Below are 20,586 nucleotides of genomic sequence, written 5' to 3'. Positions count from 1 at the left end.
TTAAAAAATGATCGTTAAGAAAGAAGTTGAAATAGGCGGAAGATTATTTTCAATAGAAACCGGAAGATATGCAAAACAGGCTAATGGCTCTGTTATGGTTGGATACGGTGATACAATGGTGCTTGTTACTGCTGTTGCTTCAACAGAATCAAAACCTGATCAGGATTTCTTTCCATTGCAGGTTGAATATCGCGAAAAAACATCTGCCGCTGGAAAATTTCCCGGCGGTTATATCAAGCGTGAAGGAAGACCCTCTGAAAAAGAAATTCTTAGTGCAAGATTATGCGACAGACCAATAAGACCTTTATTTCCCGAAGCATTCTTAAATGAAACACAAGTTATTGCAATGGTCTTTTCTTATGATGGTGAAAATGACCCTGATGTATTAGCGGCTTGCGGAGCCTCGGCTGCGCTTGTTGTTTCGGATATTCCGTTTGATGGACCAATGGGAGAAGTAAGAGTTGGAAGAATTGGCGGTGAGTTTATTGTCAACCCGACTCAGGAGCAGATCAAGTTAAGCGATATAGAACTTGTTGTTGCAGGTACTGCAGATTCAATTATGATGGTTGAGGGTGAATCTAAAGAAGTAAGCGAACAGGAATTATTGGATGCCTTAAAATTTGCACAGATAGAAATTAAGAAAATCGTTGAACTTCAAAATCAACTAAGGGCTGAAGCCGGTAAAACCAAGTGGGTTGTTGAAGAAAAAACAATTGATGAAAATCTTAAAAAAGATATTTACGATCTTGCTGAAGTAAAGTTTAAGGAAATTGTTTATTCTGTTCTGTCTAAAGAGGAAAGAGCAGATAAAAACGGCGAACTTGCTGAGTTTGTCAAATCATCATTAGCTGAAAAATATCCCGAGCAGGAAAAAGTTATCAAAGAGGTTCTTCACGATATGGAGAAAGACCTTATGCGTGAAAGAATACTTAAAGAAGGAATTCGTCTTGATGGAAGAAATACAAAACAAATCAGACCGATAACAATTGAACTTGGTAATTTACCAAGAACACATGGTTCTGCATTATTTACACGCGGTGAAACACAATCATTAACAACCGTTACACTCGGAACTAAAAACGATGAACAGACAGTTGATGGTTTAATGCAGGAATACACCAAGAAATTTATGCTCCATTACAACTTTCCGCCGTTTAGCGTTGGTGAGGTCGGAAGATTAAGCGGAGTTGGAAGAAGAGAAATCGGGCATGGTAATCTTGCGGAAAGATCTTTGAAGCAGGTATTTCCTGCAGATGATGCGTTTCCTTATACTGTTAGAGTTATATCAGATATTCTGGAATCAAACGGTTCATCATCAATGGCAACTGTTTGTGCCGGCTCACTTGCTATGATGGATGCCGGTGTTCCAATTAGCAAAGCTGTTTCAGGTATTGCTATGGGGTTGGTTAAAGAGGATGGACAGTATGCAATTCTTTCTGATATACTTGGTAACGAAGATCATCTTGGTGATATGGATTTTAAAGTTGCCGGAACAAGCGATGGTATTACCGGTTTTCAGATGGATATTAAAATTCAGGGAATATCTTTTGAGATCATGGAAAATGCTCTCCATCAGGCTAAAGAAGGAAGAATGCATATACTTGGTAAGATGAATGAAGCCATTGATAAATCAAGAGAAACACTTTCACCCTATGCTCCAAGACTAATTACTATGAATATTGCACAAGATCAGATTGGTCTGGTGATTGGTCCAGGCGGAAAAACTATTCAGGGTATGCAAAGATTATTTGGTGTTGATATTAATATTGAAGATGACGGAACAGTTCATATTGCATCACCAAATAAAGACAGCGCACAACAAGCAAAAGACTATATCAAGAAACTTACTGCAACGCCAGAGGTTGGAGAAGTATATGATGGGGTTGTAACCAAGATAGCTGACTTTGGCGCATTTGTTGAAATTCTTCCCGGCAAGGAAGGATTACTTCATATCTCTGAAATAGATGTTAAACGGGTTAATAAAGTATCTGATTATTTAAAAGTTGGGGATAAGGTCCCGGTAAAGCTCTTAAAGATTGAAAACGGAAAGTTCTCTTTAAGCAGAAAAAAATTGTTGATGGAAGCCGCTGAAAAAGAAGCAAAGAAAAATAAGCAGGCTGATCAGCAGATTACCGAAAAATAACAATTGGTCATTCTCATAATAACAGGAATTCATCTATACAGATTTGGATTTCTGCTTTTATGGGAATGACGCTATTTTAAAAAGTTTTTTATACAGGTTTTTAATGCTGCTTGCATTAATAAATATTTTTAAAATCATTACAGCCCAGCCAATCTTAATGTTAAGTTGTTTGGGACTGTACAGCAATCAGAGTAATTCTCTGTTTAATATTGAGTTTAAAAGGTTTTTAATACTGAAATATTTTATTTCATATAAAGAGTTTTCCAATTATGGTAAAAGAAATTATAATAAATTCATCTTCCAATCAGACACGCGTTGCCATTACGGAAGATGGAAATTTAGTCGACTTTTTTGTTGATTATCCCGAAAACAGGAGAATGGTTGGGGATATTTATCTTGGAAGAGTTGCAAGAGTTCTTCCCGGGATAAGAGCCGCATTTATTGATATCGGAATGAAGCAGGATGCATTTCTTCACTTTTCAGATATTGGACAGCGTACAAAACAATTTCAGGATATGCTTGGTGATGAAGATTCGGATGTTGAAGATGCAGACGATGATGAATCAATAAAATCAAATGATACCAGCGGGACAAAAAACGCTGCAGTGCTTGAAGTTCCGAAACTTCGTAAAGGGGAAGAGATCCTTGTTCAGATAACCAAAGAACCTGTCAATAATAAGGGTGTCCGCGTTACTTCTTCTGTATCTATTGCCGGCAGATTCTGTGTTCTGCTTCCTTTTGATAACAAGATAGGCATTTCAAAAAAAATCTTCGATTACAAAGAACGCAGAAGATTAAGAAACATTGCACGAGGGATTATTCCCCCTAATTGCGGACTGATAATAAGAACAGTTGCAAAAGATCAAACCGAAGATGCTGTTAAAGACGATTTGACAAATCTTGTTAAAACGTGGAAGAGTATTGAATCAACAGCAAAGAGTGAAGAACCTCCGACAATTGTTCATCAGGATTTAAGCACAACTGACAGCGTAATAAGAGACCTGCTTACTCCCGATGTTTCCAAAGTGTTTGTTGATTCAAAAAAACTTTTTAAACAGATAAAGAGTTATGTTCAGCTTATTCAACCGGATTTATTGGAAAAAATTGAACTGTATAAATCTTCTTCATCAATTTTTGATGAGTTTAAGATTGAAGAACAGATTACAACTCTTATGGGCAGGAAAGTTCCTCTACCAAGCGGGGGCTATCTTATAATTGAACATACCGAAGCAATGGTTGTAATTGATGTTAATAGTGGCAGATATGCAAAAAGCAAAGAACAGGAATTGAATTCCCTAAAAACAGATTTGGAAGCATCACGCGAAATTGCCAGGCAATTAAGATTAAGGGATATCGGCGGAATCATTGTGATTGATTTTATTGATCTTGAAGAAGAAAAGAACCGGAAAAAAATTTATGATGAGTTAAAAAAAGAATTTAGAAAAGACCGGTCTAAAGTTTCTGTTCTGCCTATGAGTGATTTTGGATTAGTTCAGATTACAAGACAAAGAATCAGACAAAATATTATGCAGGCAATGAAAGATGTTTGTCCTGTTTGCGGCGGTACCGGCTTTATGACTAAAGAATCACACCTTGTCTATGATATTGAAGATTGGCTTAAGAAATACAGAAAATATTTTGGCGGATTCAGTCTGATAATTAAATGTCATCCAACAGATGCTTCGAGATTGCAGAATAGAAGATTTACAAAAATTCAGTTTAAGTTTTTAGTTAAATTTACAATTGAAGAAGATTCAGGTATTCAAATTGGCAGATTTAAATTCTTCTCTAAAAGAACAGGAATAGATTTAACAGAAAAGTTTAAATAAATTATATGGAGAATTGATATGAAATTTTTTATCGATACAGCTAATATAAATGAAATTAAAGAAGCTGCTGCGCTCGGTATCCTTGATGGTGTTACTACAAATCCATCGCTTGTTTCTAAAGAGGGAAAAGATTTTAGAAAGTTACTCGATGAAATTCTTGCAATAGTTGATGGTCCTGTAAGCGCAGAAGTTATTTCTACAGATTATAATGGTATATTAAAAGAAGCACACGAGCTTGCAAAGATTCATCATAACATTGTTATTAAAGTGCCGCTGATAAAAGAAGGATTAAAAGCTGTTCGTACATTATCCTCGGAAAATATTAAGACCAATGTTACACTTTGTTTCTCGCCATCCCAGGCTTTACTTGCTGCAAAAGCAGGAGCCGCTTATATAAGTCCTTTTGTCGGCAGACTTGATGATATAAGCCACGATGGAATGGAGCTGATTTCACAGATTATTCAGATCTATAAAAATTATAATTATAAAACCGAAATTCTTGTTGCAAGTATCAGACATCCATTGCACGTGGTTGAAGCAGCGATGATGGGCGCTGATGTGTGCACCATGCCCTTTTCTGTTATTGATAGATTATTCAACCATCCTTTAACAGATTTAGGTCTGGAAAAGTTTTTAAGTGATTGGAAGAAATCTCAAAACAAATAATTCTATTAACTTTTTGGAATGATAAAATGAAACGAACAACTTTTTATAATATTCATAAAAAACTGGGTGCTAAATTAGTTGAGTTTGCCGGATTCGAGATGCCCATACAGTATTCATCAATTATTTCTGAACATAAATCAGTAAGAAATTCTGTCGGTGTTTTTGATGTATCACATATGGGCGAAGTTTTTGTAAAAGGAGAAAAGGCACTGGACTTCATTCAGTATGTTGCAATAAACGATGCTTCAAAACTGCAAACTGGCAGGGTGCAGTATTCTGCAATGTGCTATGAAGACGGCGGTATTGTTGATGATCTGCTTATTTATAAAATTGCTGACGATGAATTTTTGCTTGTAATTAACGCATCGAACATTGAGAAGGATTTTAAATGGATGCAAGAAAATAATCAGTTTGGAGTTGAATTAAGAAATGAAAGCGATAATTATTCTCTGCTTGCGGTACAAGGCCCGAATTCATTGAACACATTACAAAAATTAACTGATACACAGATCAATATGGAGTATTATCATTTTACTAATTTAAAGCTCGCAGGTGTTGATATGATATTATCCAGAACAGGCTATACCGGCGAAGTTGGATATGAGCTTTATTTTAAAGGTGATGAAAAAACTGCTGAGGAACTTTGGAATAAAATTTTTGAAGCCGGGAAAGAATTTAACATTCAGCCGGCTGGGTTAGCTGCAAGAGATACATTAAGGTTAGAAATGGGTTTCTGTTTATATGGTAATGACATTGATCAAACTACAAATCCGCTGGAAGCTGGTTTAGGATGGATAACAAAACTTTCAAAACAGAATTTTATCGGAAAAGATGCTTTGGTTAAGATTAAAGAAAATGGATTAAAAAGAAAACTTGTAGCCATAACTTCTGACGAAAAAACTTTTCCAAGACATGGCTATGATATCTCTGTAAATAATAAAAAGATTGGAACAGTAACAAGCGGTACTGTAAGTCCAATGCTTGATAAACCAATTGCATTAGGTTATGTTGAAACTGAATTTTCGGAAATTGAAACTGATGTTAACTTCTTAATTCGTGGAAAAGAAATTCCTGCTAAGGTTGTTAAACTTCCGTTTGTAAAAAGATAATTATTGATATGAAGTTAAATGTTTTTCTTTCATCAGTTATTGTTGATGAACTGTACTTTACAGGTAAAACCACCGTTGTAATAGATGTACTTCGGGCTACATCAACAATTGCAACGGCGATTAATAATAGTGCAAAAGAAATTATTCCTGTTGCATCTGTTGAATTTGCTGTTAAAGTTTCGGGCGGAATATTTGGCGGACAGACTTTGCTCGGCGGTGAAAGAAATACAAAAAAAATCGAAGGCTTTGCACTTGGAAACTCGCCATTTGAATATACTAAAGAAGTAGTCGAAGGCAAGTCGATTATTTTGTTCACAACAAACGGAAGCAAAGCTATTGTTAAAACAAGATACTCTGAAAATCTTTTTACTTGTTCATTCATAAATATTGATGCTGTTGCTGAACATCTGAAAACGTTTGATACTGATATAGAAATTATTTGTGCCGGTAGAAACAATTTTCTTTCTATTGAAGACTCTGTTTGTGCAGGGATGTTAATTTCAAAGATTAAAGAAGTGAAAAAAGATATCTCATTAAATGATTCAGGTACGGCTGTTCTTGCTTTGTATGATAAATATAAAAACAACCTTGTTAAAATGATGCGTGAATCTGATCATGGTAAAATTCTTTTAGAAAATGGATTTGAAGCAGACCTTGAATATTGTGGTCAGATTGGTATATTAAATATTATTCCATCTTATTCAAATGGTGTTCTAAAAAAACTTAAAGTTGATTAGTTAGATAGCATTTAATGGCACTGAAGAAGAAAAAAAATGTAAAAGGAAAAAGCACTAAAGACAGCTCAGATAAAAGCTACTTTACCTTTACATCAAAAAACAAGAGACAGATACTAGGATTGTTTCTTGTTGTTTTTGCGATTGTGCTCTTCTTCAGCATAATAACTTTCGATCGTTTTGATGAAGCTAATCTTACTGATCTGCCTGCTGATTTTATAAAATCATTTGATGAAAGAATAGATATACAAAATTGGCTTGGAGTAACAGGTGCACACATTGCGAAGTTCTTTGTTAAAGCTACATTTGGATATTTCTCAATCACAATTCCGGTAGTTCTTTTTTTATGGGGAATATCATTTTTTAAGACTATCGATTTTAAATTCAGATTACATCTCTCAAATCTTTTATTAATAAGCACTTTAATTATTGCCTCATTTTTTGGAGTGCTGCGGTCTAATTACGATTTATTCGGATCAACTTACGAGCTTTCAGGATTTATTGGCGATTATATAGGTAAATTTTTAAGCGGATTGATCGGCGGAATAGGAAGTATTCTTTTATTGGGATTTGGTTTTGTTTCTTTACTGATCTTTGCAGTTGATATTGATATAAAAAATATTCTTTTATTCTTTAAAGATATTTTTTCATTTAATGAGAATGTTGAAGAAGATCAAAAACTGAAAGAGAAAATAGAAGTAAAGGAAAAGGAAAACCTTGACAAGATCAAAAAATTAAGTGACGATAAAAGAAAGAAAAAAGAAAAATATAATAAAGAAGAATTATCAGCTGCTGATTTAGTGGAAACTGAAGCAGAGGAACAAACTAATATCAGAATAATACGGAAAAATAACGCACCTGTTCCTGAACCTGAAAATGAAGTAGTTAATGACGAAAACAAAAAAGTTGATATTGTAAAGACCGGAGAGCTTCCCGAGAAGAAAGAGAAGTCGGAAACTGAAAACGAGATGAAACTGCCAAATCAGTGGGAAGAAGAAATTGAGTATAAGTTACCCGGACTGGATTTGCTGGATATGGCACCGGAAGAAGATTATAAAGTTGCTGAAGAAGAACTTACCCGCAATGCAGAACTGCTTAAAGACAAACTGAAGCTTTTTGATATTGAAATAAAAGATATTTCTGTTACTCCTGGTCCGGTTGTTACACTTTATGAAATCGTTCCTGCGCCTGGAGTTAAGATCAGTAAAATAGTTGGTTTGGAAAATGATATTGCACTTGCACTTGCAGCACGCGGAATAAGAATCATTGCTCCGATTCCCGGTAAAAGTGCAATCGGAGTAGAGATACCAAATGCAAAAGCATCATTGGTAAATGCACGCTCAGTTATTGGCAGAATAAATGAGTCTGAAGTTGAACTTCCTCTTGCATTAGGAAAAACCATCAGCGGGGATGTGTATGTTGCAGACCTTGCTAAAATGCCGCACTTACTGATTGCCGGATCAACCGGATCTGGAAAAAGTGTTGGCATTAATATGATAATCAGCAGTTTGCTTTATACAAAGCATCCTTCAGAAGTTAAGTTTACAATGGTTGATCCAAAAAAAATTGAACTGTCTTTCTACAATAAATTACGCAAACATTATTTGGCAGTTTCACCTGATCTTGATGAAGAGATTATTACCGAACCTCAAAATGCTGTTCTAATGTTAAAGAGTGTTGAGTATGAAATGGAAAGACGATATGATAAACTGGCAAAAGCCGGCGTGCGAAATATTGTTGATTATAATAAAAAAGTAAAAGATCCTAAAACAAAACCAAACGATACGGATACAATTAAACATCATCCAATTCCTTACATAATTGTTGTTGTTGATGAGCTTGCTGATTTAATGATTACAGCAGGAAAAGAAGTCGAGGAACCAATAACAAGATTGGCACAACTTGCACGCGCAGTTGGAATTCACCTTGTACTTGCAACTCAGCGTCCATCAGTAAATGTTATTACCGGTGTTATCAAAGCAAATTTCAGCTCACGAATTGCATATCAGGTTGCAACAAAAATTGATTCCAGAACAATACTTGATATGAACGGGGCTGAACAACTACTTGGCAGAGGCGATATGTTGTTTCTTCCAACTGGTTCACCAAAACCAATTCGTGTGCAGAATGCTTTTATCTCTACAGACGAAGTTGAAAAAATTACTAATTTTGTTTACTCACAACAGGCATACTCTAAACCATATTTTTTGCCCTCTTTGTATGATAAGAAAAAAGGATCTTCGTCAGGTGTATCTGCAGATTTAGATCCGATGTTTGAAGAAGCGGCTAAAGTAATAGTCCGCCATCAGCAAGGTTCGGTTTCCTTGTTGCAAAGAAGATTAAAGTTAGGTTATTCCCGTGCTGCAAGAATTGTTGATCAGCTTGAGGAAGCCGGTATTGTTGGCCCAAATGACGGAAGCAAAGCAAGAACTGTTCTTGTTGAAAATGAAGAGCAGCTTGAAACAATTCTGCGTAATTTGTAGTCAAAACATTAAACTATTTTGTAAAAAATTTGAGTTGAAAATGAAAACGATTTTAAGTTTGATTATACTTTTTTGTTCAACAGTTTCTTTCAGCCAGAGTGCCGAATCTGTTTTAAAATCATTACAGACAAAATTTAATACTATTGCTGATTTAAGTGCTGATGTTGCACAAAAAATTAATGGCGAATCAGCTTTATCTGGCAAATTGTTTTTTAAAAAAGAAAATAGTTTAAGATTAGAGCTTGGTAACCAAATAATTGTTGCAGATGGAAAAACCTCATGGAATTATGACCATAAAAATAAAAAGGTGATTATCAGCAATTATGATGAAAACGGAGCAGGGTTTTTATCGATTAAATATCTTATTTATGATTATCCTGAAGAATGTAATTTGTCTTTATCTTCAGAAGGAAACAAAACAGTATTGATATTAAAGCCAAAATCAAAAAGAAATAATCTTGGCGAAGTTAGATTAGTTATCAATAAAGAAAATCTTATTGATAAAACTGTTATAGAAAATCAATCTACCGGAACAATGGAAGTTATTTTTTCAAATTACAAACTCAATCAAAATTTGCAGAACTCAAAATTTACTTTTACAGCTCCAGAAGGAACAGCCGTAGTTGACCTCAGATAAAAAGAATAAATTTGGCAGAATCAGCACTCTGATAAATTATGGGATCTCTATAATTCTTGCCGTTGTTTTTTTATATATAGCATTTAATGATGTTGATTTTAGTGAAGTGCTTGAAATTGTATCCGGTGCAAATATTTTCTGGACATCAGTTTTTATATTAGTTACCATGCTTGGGCATTATTTTCGTGCACTAAGATGGAAATATATTTTAAACTCTGTAAAACCAAATACATCAATGAAAAATCTTTTTGGTTCTTTGATGGTTGGATACGGAGTTAATTGTGTTACGCCAAAACTTGGAGAAGTTACTCGCGCTGTATTGATAGGTAAGTGGGAGGGTTTATCGCGCTCTTCCATGTTTGGAACAGTTATACTTGAAAGAGTTATTGATATTATAATGATTAGCGTATCAATAATAATTGCACTTTTCTTAACCGGAGTAAGTTTATCAATAAAATTTCCATGGCTGGTTACTTCTCTTTATATAATGGGCGGAGTTACTATTATTTCTATCGTTTTAGTTTATCTTGTTTTACGGATTAAAGAAAAATTTTCTGTGTTTATCTTAAAGTTTGCCGGAAAAATCTCTAACAAGTTTGCTGAAAGAGCTGCTTATATTTTTACAACGCTTGCCGAAGGTTTTGCTAGTATAAAAGGAACAAAAAATTATTTCTGGACTATTTTCTGGTCAATTGCAATTATTGTTTTATATGCCTTTGGTTCTTATGCCGGAATGCTGATGCTTGATATGCAAAATGTACAGCCTGTTACTTTTGGAATGGGATGGGTTATTATGAGCGTAAGTGCGATAGGTGTTATAATTCCTACACCCGGAAATACAGGTTCATATCATACTCTTGCAAAGTCATCATTAGTTTTAATTTTCGGATTTGATGAAACTATAAGTGCAGCTTATGCATTTTTAACACATATAATCGGATACATTTTGTTCATCTGCACTGCTCTCATAATGTTCTTTATAATTAACAAACATCGTGATAATTTATTTAAAGTAGTTGAAACTGAAATAAGGGAAGTATGAAAAATATTATTTTTGTTGTAGCATTGATTACAGTTCCATTTTTAACTATGGCACAAAAAGGAAATGAAGTAAGAGCGTCAATGGGAATTGATTTTATCAGTATTCCTGAATTAAAAAATTATCTTGAAGCAAATTATACAGACAAGCTTAGTGATTTTAGTTCCGCTGTAAATTTTTCAGGTTCTTACGGCAGAATGATTTCTGATAATTCACAGCTTGAATTAGAAATCGGATATTTATTAAACTCGTACAATGGAAGTTCACTTAGCGGTAATTACGATTTGAGCTATTCTTTAATAATGCCATCGCTGCTGTATAATTTTGTAATAGCAGATAATGGATATAATCTAAAATTTGGAGGTGGTGCTGGTGTAAGGCTTCTGTCTATTACAGAAAAGCTTCCTGCCGATCCAAATAATTATGATTATTCTTCTTTAGGGTTTGGATTTTTGTTAAGAGCTGCAGGAAATACTGCTATCGCACAGGATGTTTATGCACACATTGCTGCTGATATTCGCTATGATGCACTTGGTAAGCCAGACAGTAATTCATTAAACAATAAAGTTGAGAATACAAATTTTAGTTCATTGTCTTTTGGAGTTAGACTTGGAATTTCTTATCAGTTTTAAGGAGATAGTTTGAGTATTATTGATGCAATTATTCTTGGTTTAATTCAGGGAATTACGGAGTTTCTTCCAATCAGCAGTACCGGTCATTTAACTCTTGCCGGAAAATTTATGGGTCTGATTTCTGAAGAACATCCTGAGCAGTGGACATCTTTTATTGCTGTTATTCAACTTGGAACAATGGTTTCAATTCTGGTTTATTTCTGGAAAGATTTATGGTCAATATTTATTGAATTCATCCGGAACAATCTGCAAAGCAGAGTTAAATATTCTGAACAAACTCTTAATTCAAAACTTGGCTGGATGATAATTATTGGAACGGTACCGATTGTTATAATTGGATTATTATTTAAAGATGCAATTGAAGGTGCGTTAACAAAAAATCTGTATGTGATTGGCGGCAGCTTGATTATCCTCGCAATTATCCTTGCAGCCGCAGAAAAAACTGCAAGATTTAAAAAAGACTTAAAGGATATTACACTATTTGATTCTATTATGATTGGTATTGCCCAGGCGGTTGCATTAATACCCGGCTCCTCTCGATCAGGAACAACAATAACAGGAGGTTTGTTTTTAGGTTTAAAGCGGGATGTTGCTGCAAGATTTTCATTTCTCTTAAGTGTACCAGCTGTGCTTGCGAGCGGCTTGCTTCAACTAAAAGAATCTTTTGCATTTATTAATTTTGATATTGCAATTAATCTTATTATTGCCACTTTGATTTCTGGTATTAGTGGTTATCTTGCAATAGATTTTTTACTAAAGTATCTAAAAAAGAACACAACCTTCATTTTTATTTTCTACCGGATAGCCCTTGGTGTGTTGATTTTAATTTTACTTTATTCAAATGTTATAAACCCATAAAGGAGGCAAAATGAAAAAACTTTTTTTAACATTGATCTTACTTTCGCTTGTTTTTACTTCAAATATAATATCACAAAATAAGGATACTAAAAAAATGTCAGATAGCTTAACAGTAGCAGTAATCAAAACAAATATGGGCGTTATTGAATTAGAATTATTTGAAAAGGCAACTCCCAAAACTGTAGAAAATTTTGTTGGACTTGCAAATAAAGGTTATTACAACGGTGTAATTTTTCACAGGGTTATTGATGGCTTTATGATTCAGGGCGGTGATCCGACTGGAACCGGAAGAGGCGGCGAGAGTATTTGGGGCAAAAAATTTAATGATGAATTTGTTGATTCATTAAAACACGACAGCGAAGGTATTTTATCAATGGCCAATGCAGGATCTAACACTAATGGCAGTCAGTTTTTTATTACACTGGCTCCCACTCCCTGGCTTAATAATCATCATACTGTTTTTGGTAAGGTTATTAAGGGAATGGATGTGGTTAAAGCAATTGGTAAAGTGGAAAAAAATCCGCAGGATAGACCATTAAAAGATGTAGTAATGGAAAGCGTGACAATAGAAAAAAGATAATTAAAGAAAAACTGGATGACATCTTAAACCGATGTCATCTTTTTATATTCAATGGCAAAAACTAAAGCTCCAACAATTCAGGAAATACAAAAACAGTTAAAACAAAAAAAGATTTTACCTGTTTACTACTTATTTGGAGAAGATACATACAGCATTGAAACTACACATAAAGCTATTGAAGAAATTTTAAGTCCTTATATTACTTCTGACTTTGATAAAGAAACTTATTTCGGAGAAAAACAAACCTTTGCCAATATAGTTGGATTAGCTTCAACATTTCCTTTCGGTTCTGAAAAAAAACTTATTACTCTTAAACAAACAGAAAAAGTGAAAGAAAAAAAAGAGCTGGTAAATTATCTGAAAGAACCCGCAGACTTTTCTGTAATTATTTTCTTGCATGAAGGCTCTATTAGTAATATCGAATCAGAACCATACAAAACGCTTTTAAGTCTGGGTTATCTTTTTGAAGCTAAAGAGTTAAAAGGAAATTCTTTAATTGAGTGGATAATCTTAACTGCTGAAAAGAATAATAAAAAGATATCCTATGAAAACGCACAGCTGCTAATGGATATATCAGGTGAAAACAGAAGCTCACTGGAAGCGCAGCTTGAAAAAATAATTCTATATATTGGTGAAAACAAAGAAATAACAATCGAAAGTATAAGAGGACTTTCAACATCATTGAAACAATATACTATTTTCGATTTACAAAACGCTTTGGCAAAAAGAAATAAAAGTAGTGCATTAAAAGTTGCGCACAATCTGTTAAAAAACGGCATTGATCCAATACAGATAATTGGGATGCTTAATAAATATTTTACAGGATTAGCAAGATTAACAGAACTTACTGCATCGAAAACGAATGAATATCAGATTGCCAGAGCTTTAGGAACACATCCATACTACTTACCCGGATATCATAATGCTCGAAAATTATACTCAAACAAACAGCTTGCCGATGTTTTTTCTGCATTGCTTAAAGCAGATATTTCTTTGAAAACTACATCAATTGATGATTATACATTGTTGACGGTTTTGATTGCAGAAATAATTCAGGACTAAGAAAAACAGTTGAACATATAATAATTCAAGTCTTTTTAGTAATTTTCAAATAAAAATTGAAACAAAATTTATACTAACCAAGTAAAAGTTGACTGGTGGAAAGAAATTTTAACGATTTATCAGATGAAGAGCTTATACTTGAATTTCAAAGCAGTGGAAATGAAAAAGCATTTGAGATTTTGGTAAGCAGATTTAAAAATCCGTTAATAAATTTTGTATATAGATTTCTTGGTGATTATGATAGTTGCGTTGATGTAGTTCAGGATACTTTTATAAAAGTTTACAGATACAAAGATAACTATAGTTCTTTGGCAAAATTTTCAACCTGGATTTATACAATCGCAGGCAATCTTGCCCGTACTGAATATCAGCGAAAACGCAGAAGAAATTTCTTTTCAATTAACAGTTATGGCGACGAACAGAAGACATTTGATATTCCTGACGAAGCCTATAGACCGGATATTCAAACTGATATGAAAATTAAAAGTGAAATTATTCAGAAAGCACTATTGAAAGTAAGAGATACTTATCGTGAGGCAGTGATTTTAAGAGACATACAAGAATTATCTTATGAGGAAATTGCGGAAATTATGCAAATAGAAATTGGAACCGTTAAATCTCGGATTAACCGCGGCAGATCAGAGCTGCAAAAATATCTAAAGGATATTTATAAGGATTGAGATAGATGAATGATGAAAATATAAATAAAAAGTTGTTAGAAGATTTAAAAAACTTGCCGGAAGTTAATGCACCGAAAAACTTTGAAACTGAGCTGTTCAGAAAAATAAATTCAACTGGAAAGAAACAGAAAAAAAGCTTTTGGAAAAATCTTCTTACTCCGCCAAAGCTTGTTCCGGCTGCAGTTGTTCTTGCATCAACAATAATTATTTTCTTTGTTGTTGATGGTAATTCGGAAGTTATGGAAGATCCCTTGAATATTGAACCGCGCCTGAGAGAGGATATTTATATAACTGAGACGATGGATGATATAATTCTTCAGAATGAAGATGAAGAAATAAGTAAGAAACCTAAAAAAGAGCAGAACACAATCAGGCGGGAATCAGTAAAAGAGAATTTTAAGGATAAGACAGCTAAAGGTGAAGAAAAAAATACTGAAGAGGTGCTTGGTACCAATCGCGGGATAATTCCTGAAGTATCGTATAATGAAAAAACAACTTCAGACAGTATTCAATCTAATAAAGTTCAAAAGCTGGAAGAGAATCTAATCCAAACGCCTGTTAATGTAAGTTCACAGGAAGTAAGTAAGAAAAACTTAAATTTTATGCAGCGAAGTTTATCCACCAAAGAAAAGCAGGAAGTTCAACTGCTGAAAATGAAGGCTGAGGGTCAAAAAGAAGCCGGTAATGAACAAAAATCAGAGAAAATGCCTTAAAACATTTATTGGATAATTTAGCTTAAAATCATATATTTACACCCACTATTTTTGAAAACCAAATAATTAGGAATGATATGAAATCAGGAATTCACCCGGAATATAAGCCAGTTGTATTTCAAGATGCATCTTGTGATTTTGCAATTTTAACCAGATCGACGATTAAAACAAATGATACTATTGAATGGACTGATGGCAAAACCTATCCCTTAGTAAAGTTGGATATATCAAGTGGTTCACATCCGTTTTTTACAGGAAAACAAAAATTACTTGATACTGCCGGCAGAGTTGAAAAGTTCAACAAAAAATACAGCAAAAAGAAATAATAGTTTTTTGAGGTGTGATAAACCCCGAACATTCGGGGTTTTTTATTTTAATGGTTTATCCGGTTTAGGATACTCTGTTCTTTTTATGGCAATTGACTCAAGCGGATATATCTGGGTAGGTGCAGATATGAACGGAGAGTATAGGACAGCAGGAAGAACTGTCCCTGTAGAGCTTGCATCATTCTCTGCTGAAGTAAACGGTAATAATGTGTTACTTAGCTGGATAACTGCTTCAGAGATAAATAATCAGGGATTTCACATCGAAAGACGAGATAATAAAAATGAGGAATGGAAAAACATCGATTTTGTAAACGGTAATGGTACAACAACAGAACCACAATCATATTCTTTTGTAGATGAAAATCTTTCTACTGGTAAATATCAATACAGGTTAAAGCAAACCGATTTTGATGGAACGTTTGAATATTCAAATACTATTGAAGTTGAAGTAAGTATTCCAACAAGATTTTCTTTAAATCAAAATTTCCCGAATCCCTTTAATTCTGTAACCAGTATTCAGTATGCAATAGCCAACAAACAATTTGTAACATTAAAAGTTTATGATATTCTTGGCAAAGAAATAGCAACTCTTGTAAATGAAAACAAAGAAGCAGGTAATTACAGTGTTGATTTTAATGCAGCAGAATTACCAAGCGGAGTTTATATCTACCAATTATCAACGGCTGGCTTTACCCAAATAAAGAAAATGATATTGACAAAATAATATTCTACATCACAAGTTTTATAAATTAGCCTTTTTTATTTCTATATTTTAGTTAAGATTTTATTTGGTTACTTTGATATTAAACTTCAATTATGAAAAACAACATTAAAAAAATTATTATCACGGCAGTAATCCTGGTTTTACTTTTAATAATACTGTTGCCAAAACTTCTTTCTTCATCTTCAAAAGAAAATAACAATCTTGCCGGCAATAAAACTGAAGATCCTGTATCTGTTAAAGCTTACATTGTAGTACCGCAGATAATGAATAATAATGTGTTAACTACGGGAACAATATTAGCGAATGAAGAAGTAGAGCTAAAGAGTGAAGTTGCGGGTAAGATAACGAAAATTCTCTTTAATGAAGGAAGTTATGTTGATAAAGGCGATCTTCTTGTAAAAATAAACGATGCAGATCTGCAGGCTCAATTAAGAAGAGCAGAGTCAAAGGTTAAACTTGCCGAAGAAAAAGAATTCAGACAAAGACAATTGCGTGATGGAAATTTAATCAGCCAGGAAGAGTATGATAACACACTTGGCGAACTTAATGTTAATAAAGCAGATTATGATTTAATTAAAGCGCAAATAGATAAAACTGAAATTCGCGCACCATTTAGCGGTACAATTGGATTAAGATCAGTTAGTGAAGGAAGTTATCTTACAACATCCACTATTATAGCTACTTTTCAGAATTTGAATATTATTAAGATTGATTTTTCTATTCCTGAAAAGTATTCAACATCGGTAAAAAAGGGAGATGAGTTAGATTTTAAGATAAGCGGCAGTGCAACTGTTTTTAAAGCAAAAATTTATGCGATAGAACCTAAAATTGATCCCGGAACAAGGACATTGAAAATTAGAGCTATATGCAATTCAAATTATTCTGAGCTGATTCCGGGAGCGTTTGCAAATGTTGAACTTAGTCTTAAAAAAATCAATGATGCAATATTAGTGCCCTCTGTTGCAATTGTTCCGGAGCTAAAAGGTCAGAAAGTTTATCTTTATAAAAATGGTGTAGTAGCCCAACAAAATGTAGATATTGGTATAAGAGAAGAAACCTCCATTCAGGTTGTTTCAGGATTAAATGCTGGTGATACAGTAATAACTTCGGGGATACTTCAAATTAAACCAATGTCAAAAGTTACTATTTCTGAGTTTGTTAAATAAGAAATTATAAATGAGTCTTTCTTCAATAAGTATTCAGCGCCCTGTTCTTGCGATGGTTATGTCTATAATCATCATAGTGTTTGGAGTTTTAGGTTATACATATCTCGGTGTTAGAGAATTTCCCTCAGTTGATCCCCCAATAATAACAGTTTCAACAAATTATGTTGGAGCAAATGCTGATGTAATCGAAAGCCAGATTACAGAACCGTTGGAAGAATCAATTAATGGTATTGCCGGCATAAAATCATTAACATCAGCAAGCCGGGATGGAAGAAGTACAATTACAGTTGAATTTGATATTGATATTGATATGGAAGCAGCAGCTAATGATGTTCGTGACAGAGTATCAAGAGCTCTTTTTAATCTTCCACCAGATATTGATATGCCGATTGTCTCAAAGGCGGATGCAGATGCAACTCCAATAGTGTTCCTTAATATCCAAAGCGATACCAGAAGCTTGCTTGAGCTGAGTGAAATTGCAAATAATATTTTTAAAGAAAGACTGCAAACTATAAGCGGAGTTGGATCAGTTCAAATCTGGGGTGAAAGAAAATACGCAATGAGGCTGTGGCTGGACCCAGCTAAACTTGCAGCTTTCCGTCTTTCTCCGGTTGATGTAAGAAATGCTCTGAACAGAGAAAACGTTGAACTACCCTCAGGTAGAATAGAGGGAGATAATACAGAGCTTTCTATCAGAACAATCGGAAGATTACAGACTGAAGTTGAATTTGATAATCTAATCATTAAAGAGATTGGCGGAAACATTGTAAGAGTTAAGGATGTAGGGCATTCGCAACTTGGTGCCGAGAATGAGCGCACTATTTTAAAGCGTGACGGAATTCCAATGGTTGGTGTTGTATTGATTTCACAGGCGGGTGCAAATAATATTGCAATTGCAGACGAGTTTTATAAGAGACTTGAAGTAATTAAAAAAAGTCTGCCGCCGGATATTAAAACAGGTATTGGCTTTGATATTACTACTTTCATCCGCAATTCAATCAAAGAAGTGGAAGAAACAATAATTCTTGCATTCTGTTTGGTTGTATTGATAATATTTTTGTTTTTACGCGATTGGAGAACCACTCTGATTCCGATACTTGTAATACCGATCTCATTGATTGGTACATTTTTCATAATGTATATTGCTGACTTTTCAATAAATGTTTTAACATTGCTGGGCATTGTTCTGGCAATCGGGATGGTTGTTGATGATGCAATTGTTGTTCTTGAAAATATTTATACAAAAATTGAAAACAAAATGGACCCTGTTGAAGCTGGAAGAAAAGGATCCGCAGAAATATTTTTTGCTGTAATATCAACCACCATTGCTCTTTCTGCTGTATTTATGCCGGTTATTTTTTTACAGGGCATAACCGGAAGATTGTTCCGCGAATTTGGTATGGTTGTAGCCGGCTCGGTTATTATCTCCGCATTTGTTGCTCTTACTTTAACACCAATGTTAAGTACAAAAATTCTTAAACGCAGAGAGCATCATAATTGGTTTTACAATTTAACCGAACCATTTTTTGTTTCCTTCAATAATACTTATCAAAGACAGCTTAAATATTTTATAGAACACAGATGGCTTGCATTTCCTGTTACATTTGCCGCGCTGGCATTAATTTATGTTATTTACTCAGCATTGCCGACAGAACTTGCACCGCTTGAAGACAGAGGAAGACTTAATTTAAGTATAACAGCTCAGGAGGGTGCTACATTTGAATATATGGAGCGGTATATTGATGAGACAGTTCAAGTCTTAAAGGACAAAGTACCTGAGAAGGAAGGCATAATCTCGATAACATCTCCGGGCTGGGGAGCTTCTTCAGTTAACTCCGGCTCTATAAACTTGATTTTAAAAGATGCAGAAAATAGGGAAAGATCTCAGCAGCAAATTGCTGATGATTTAACCCCTGTTGTAAGCAGTTTAAGCGGAGCCAGAACATTCATAACTCAACAGCAAACAATCGGCGGCAGAAGAGCCGGGTTACCGATACAATTTGTATTACAGGCACCTAACTTCGAAGCATTGAGAAAATTTTTACCTCTGTTTATTGAAGAAGCAAAAAAAACTAATGCTTTCACTGTAGTTGAGACAAATCTTAAGTTTAATAAACCGGAACTTAAAATTTCGATTGATAGACAAAAAGCTAGAGCGCTCGGTGTTTCTACAATTGATATTGCTCAAACAATTCAATCTGCATTCAGCGGACAAAGATTTGGATATTTTATTAAGGATGGGAAACAATATCAGGTGATTGGACAATTTTCCAGAGAAAACCGGGATGCACCAATTGATTTAAAGTCAACTTATGTTAAGAATAATAATGGCGAATTGATTCAGCTTGATAATGTTGTTTATGTAGATGAGCAAAGTGCGCCGCCTCAGTTGTTCAGATTTAACCGGTATGTTTCTGCTACTGTTTCTGCTGGCTTAGCTCCGGGTGTATCTCTGGGAGAAGGAATTGATATAATGTATAGTGTTGCTGATAATGTACTTGATGAAAAGTTTTCGACGGCGTTAGATGGCGTATCAAAAGAATTTAAGGAAAGTTCATCAAGCCTTGCCTTTGCATTTTTACTTGCGCTTGGATTGATTTATTTAATACTTGCTGCACAATTTGAGAGCTTCCGAGATCCATTTATAATACTGTTTACTGTTCCACTTGCATTATTAGGGGCACTGTTCTCGCTTTGGTATTTTAATCAAACACTTAATATCTTTAGTGAGATCGGTATTATTATGCTTATTGGTCTTGTAACAAAAAATGGAATTTTAATTGTTGAATTTGCAAATCAGAGGAAAGCAGCTGGCTTAGCTAAAAATGATGCAGTTATTAATGCCGCTGCTGCCCGTTTAAGGCCTATATTGATGACCAGTCTTTCAACAGTTTTAGGAATTTTGCCAATCGCACTGGCGATTGGTGCAGGTTCTGAAAGCAGGGTTTCTATGGGTATTGCAGTAATTGGCGGATTAATGCTTTCAACATTTTTAACGCTGTTTATTATTCCGGCAATCTATTCTTTCTTCTCAAGGAAAACTGCTTCTGTAACAAATGTAACAGAACAATAGATTGTAAAATTTAATGTCATTTAAATGATGCATTTATTTGTATATCCAAAATCATTTCTAAAATATTTACATTTTTCTTAAAGAAAGCATCAGGTACTGAAAACCATATTACTGCTTAAAGATCATTTGATT

18 protein-coding genes are annotated in these 20,586 nt (G+C 34.2%); all 18 read left to right on the top strand.

The window, feature by feature from the left end:
• Nucleotides 1-7 precede the first annotated feature (7 nt).
• The 18 genes from pnp to ROY99_02025 all read left to right on the top strand — a co-directional run bounded on the left by pnp (nt 8) and on the right by ROY99_02025 (nt 20,454).
• On the top strand, nt 8-2,143 hold the full coding sequence (gene pnp, locus ROY99_02110) for a polyribonucleotide nucleotidyltransferase (GenBank protein MDT3695155.1): 2,136 nt from the start codon (nt 8-10) through the stop codon (nt 2,141-2,143).
• A 269-nt stretch (nt 2,144-2,412) separates the two neighbouring features.
• Nucleotides 2,413-3,972 (top strand): Rne/Rng family ribonuclease, encoded by a 1,560-nt coding sequence (locus ROY99_02105; GenBank protein ID MDT3695154.1) that lies wholly within the window; start codon nt 2,413-2,415, stop codon nt 3,970-3,972.
• Between the two features lie 18 nt (nt 3,973-3,990).
• Nucleotides 3,991-4,638, top strand: a complete 648-nt coding sequence (gene fsa / locus ROY99_02100; GenBank protein ID MDT3695153.1) for a fructose-6-phosphate aldolase — start codon at nt 3,991-3,993, stop codon at nt 4,636-4,638.
• A gap of 26 nt (nt 4,639-4,664) precedes the next feature.
• A complete protein-coding gene (gcvT, locus tag ROY99_02095; GenBank protein ID MDT3695152.1) occupies nt 4,665-5,747 on the top strand; it encodes a glycine cleavage system aminomethyltransferase GcvT in 1,083 nt (360 codons plus the stop codon).
• Between the two features lie 8 nt (nt 5,748-5,755).
• The gene (locus ROY99_02090) at nt 5,756-6,484 is read left to right on the top strand and encodes a 2-phosphosulfolactate phosphatase (protein MDT3695151.1); all 729 of its coding nucleotides are present in this window, start codon (nt 5,756-5,758) and stop codon (nt 6,482-6,484) included.
• 14 nt (nt 6,485-6,498) lie between these two features.
• Complete coding sequence (locus ROY99_02085; GenBank protein ID MDT3695150.1) at nt 6,499-8,964, top strand: DNA translocase FtsK; 2,466 nt, start codon at nt 6,499-6,501, stop codon at nt 8,962-8,964.
• Between the two features lie 40 nt (nt 8,965-9,004).
• Entirely contained in the window at nt 9,005-9,601 is a 597-nt protein-coding gene (locus ROY99_02080) for an outer membrane lipoprotein carrier protein LolA (protein ID MDT3695149.1), read from the top strand.
• Nucleotides 9,588-10,643, top strand: a complete 1,056-nt coding sequence (locus tag ROY99_02075; GenBank protein ID MDT3695148.1) for a lysylphosphatidylglycerol synthase transmembrane domain-containing protein — start codon at nt 9,588-9,590, stop codon at nt 10,641-10,643. The genes ROY99_02080 and ROY99_02075 overlap by 14 nt, the downstream gene beginning before the upstream one ends.
• Complete coding sequence (locus ROY99_02070; protein MDT3695147.1) at nt 10,640-11,272, top strand: hypothetical protein; 633 nt, start codon at nt 10,640-10,642, stop codon at nt 11,270-11,272. The genes ROY99_02075 and ROY99_02070 overlap by 4 nt, the downstream gene beginning before the upstream one ends.
• Nucleotides 11,273-11,281: 9 nt before the next feature.
• Entirely contained in the window at nt 11,282-12,130 is an 849-nt protein-coding gene (gene uppP / locus ROY99_02065) for an undecaprenyl-diphosphatase UppP (GenBank protein MDT3695146.1), read from the top strand.
• Between the two features lie 10 nt (nt 12,131-12,140).
• The gene (locus tag ROY99_02060) at nt 12,141-12,710 is read left to right on the top strand and encodes a peptidylprolyl isomerase (GenBank protein ID MDT3695145.1); all 570 of its coding nucleotides are present in this window, start codon (nt 12,141-12,143) and stop codon (nt 12,708-12,710) included.
• A gap of 51 nt (nt 12,711-12,761) precedes the next feature.
• Entirely contained in the window at nt 12,762-13,772 is a 1,011-nt protein-coding gene (holA, locus tag ROY99_02055; GenBank protein MDT3695144.1) for a DNA polymerase III subunit delta, read from the top strand.
• Between the two features lie 95 nt (nt 13,773-13,867).
• Nucleotides 13,868-14,452 carry a sigma-70 family RNA polymerase sigma factor gene (locus ROY99_02050; GenBank protein ID MDT3695143.1) on the top strand — a complete coding sequence of 195 codons (585 nt, stop codon included), beginning with the start codon at nt 13,868-13,870 and terminating at the stop codon, nt 14,450-14,452.
• A gap of 5 nt (nt 14,453-14,457) precedes the next feature.
• The gene (locus ROY99_02045) at nt 14,458-15,165 is read left to right on the top strand and encodes a hypothetical protein (GenBank protein ID MDT3695142.1); all 708 of its coding nucleotides are present in this window, start codon (nt 14,458-14,460) and stop codon (nt 15,163-15,165) included.
• Nucleotides 15,166-15,242: 77 nt separating this feature from the next.
• Nucleotides 15,243-15,491: a type B 50S ribosomal protein L31 gene (locus ROY99_02040; GenBank protein ID MDT3695141.1), complete on the top strand. Its 249-nt coding sequence runs from the start codon at nt 15,243-15,245 to the stop codon at nt 15,489-15,491.
• A gap of 7 nt (nt 15,492-15,498) precedes the next feature.
• On the top strand, nt 15,499-16,215 hold the full coding sequence (locus ROY99_02035; protein MDT3695140.1) for a T9SS type A sorting domain-containing protein: 717 nt from the start codon (nt 15,499-15,501) through the stop codon (nt 16,213-16,215).
• 92 nt (nt 16,216-16,307) lie between these two features.
• Complete coding sequence (locus tag ROY99_02030; protein MDT3695139.1) at nt 16,308-17,381, top strand: efflux RND transporter periplasmic adaptor subunit; 1,074 nt, start codon at nt 16,308-16,310, stop codon at nt 17,379-17,381.
• A gap of 10 nt (nt 17,382-17,391) precedes the next feature.
• Complete coding sequence (locus ROY99_02025; protein MDT3695138.1) at nt 17,392-20,454, top strand: efflux RND transporter permease subunit; 3,063 nt, start codon at nt 17,392-17,394, stop codon at nt 20,452-20,454.
• The last annotated feature ends 132 nt before the right edge of the window (nt 20,455-20,586 follow it).

The sequence above is a fragment of the Ignavibacterium sp. genome, from assembly GCA_032027145.1.
Classification (GTDB): Bacteria; Bacteroidota; Ignavibacteria; order Ignavibacteriales; family Ignavibacteriaceae; genus IGN3.
This window is presented reverse-complemented; position numbering and strand designations above follow the sequence as displayed.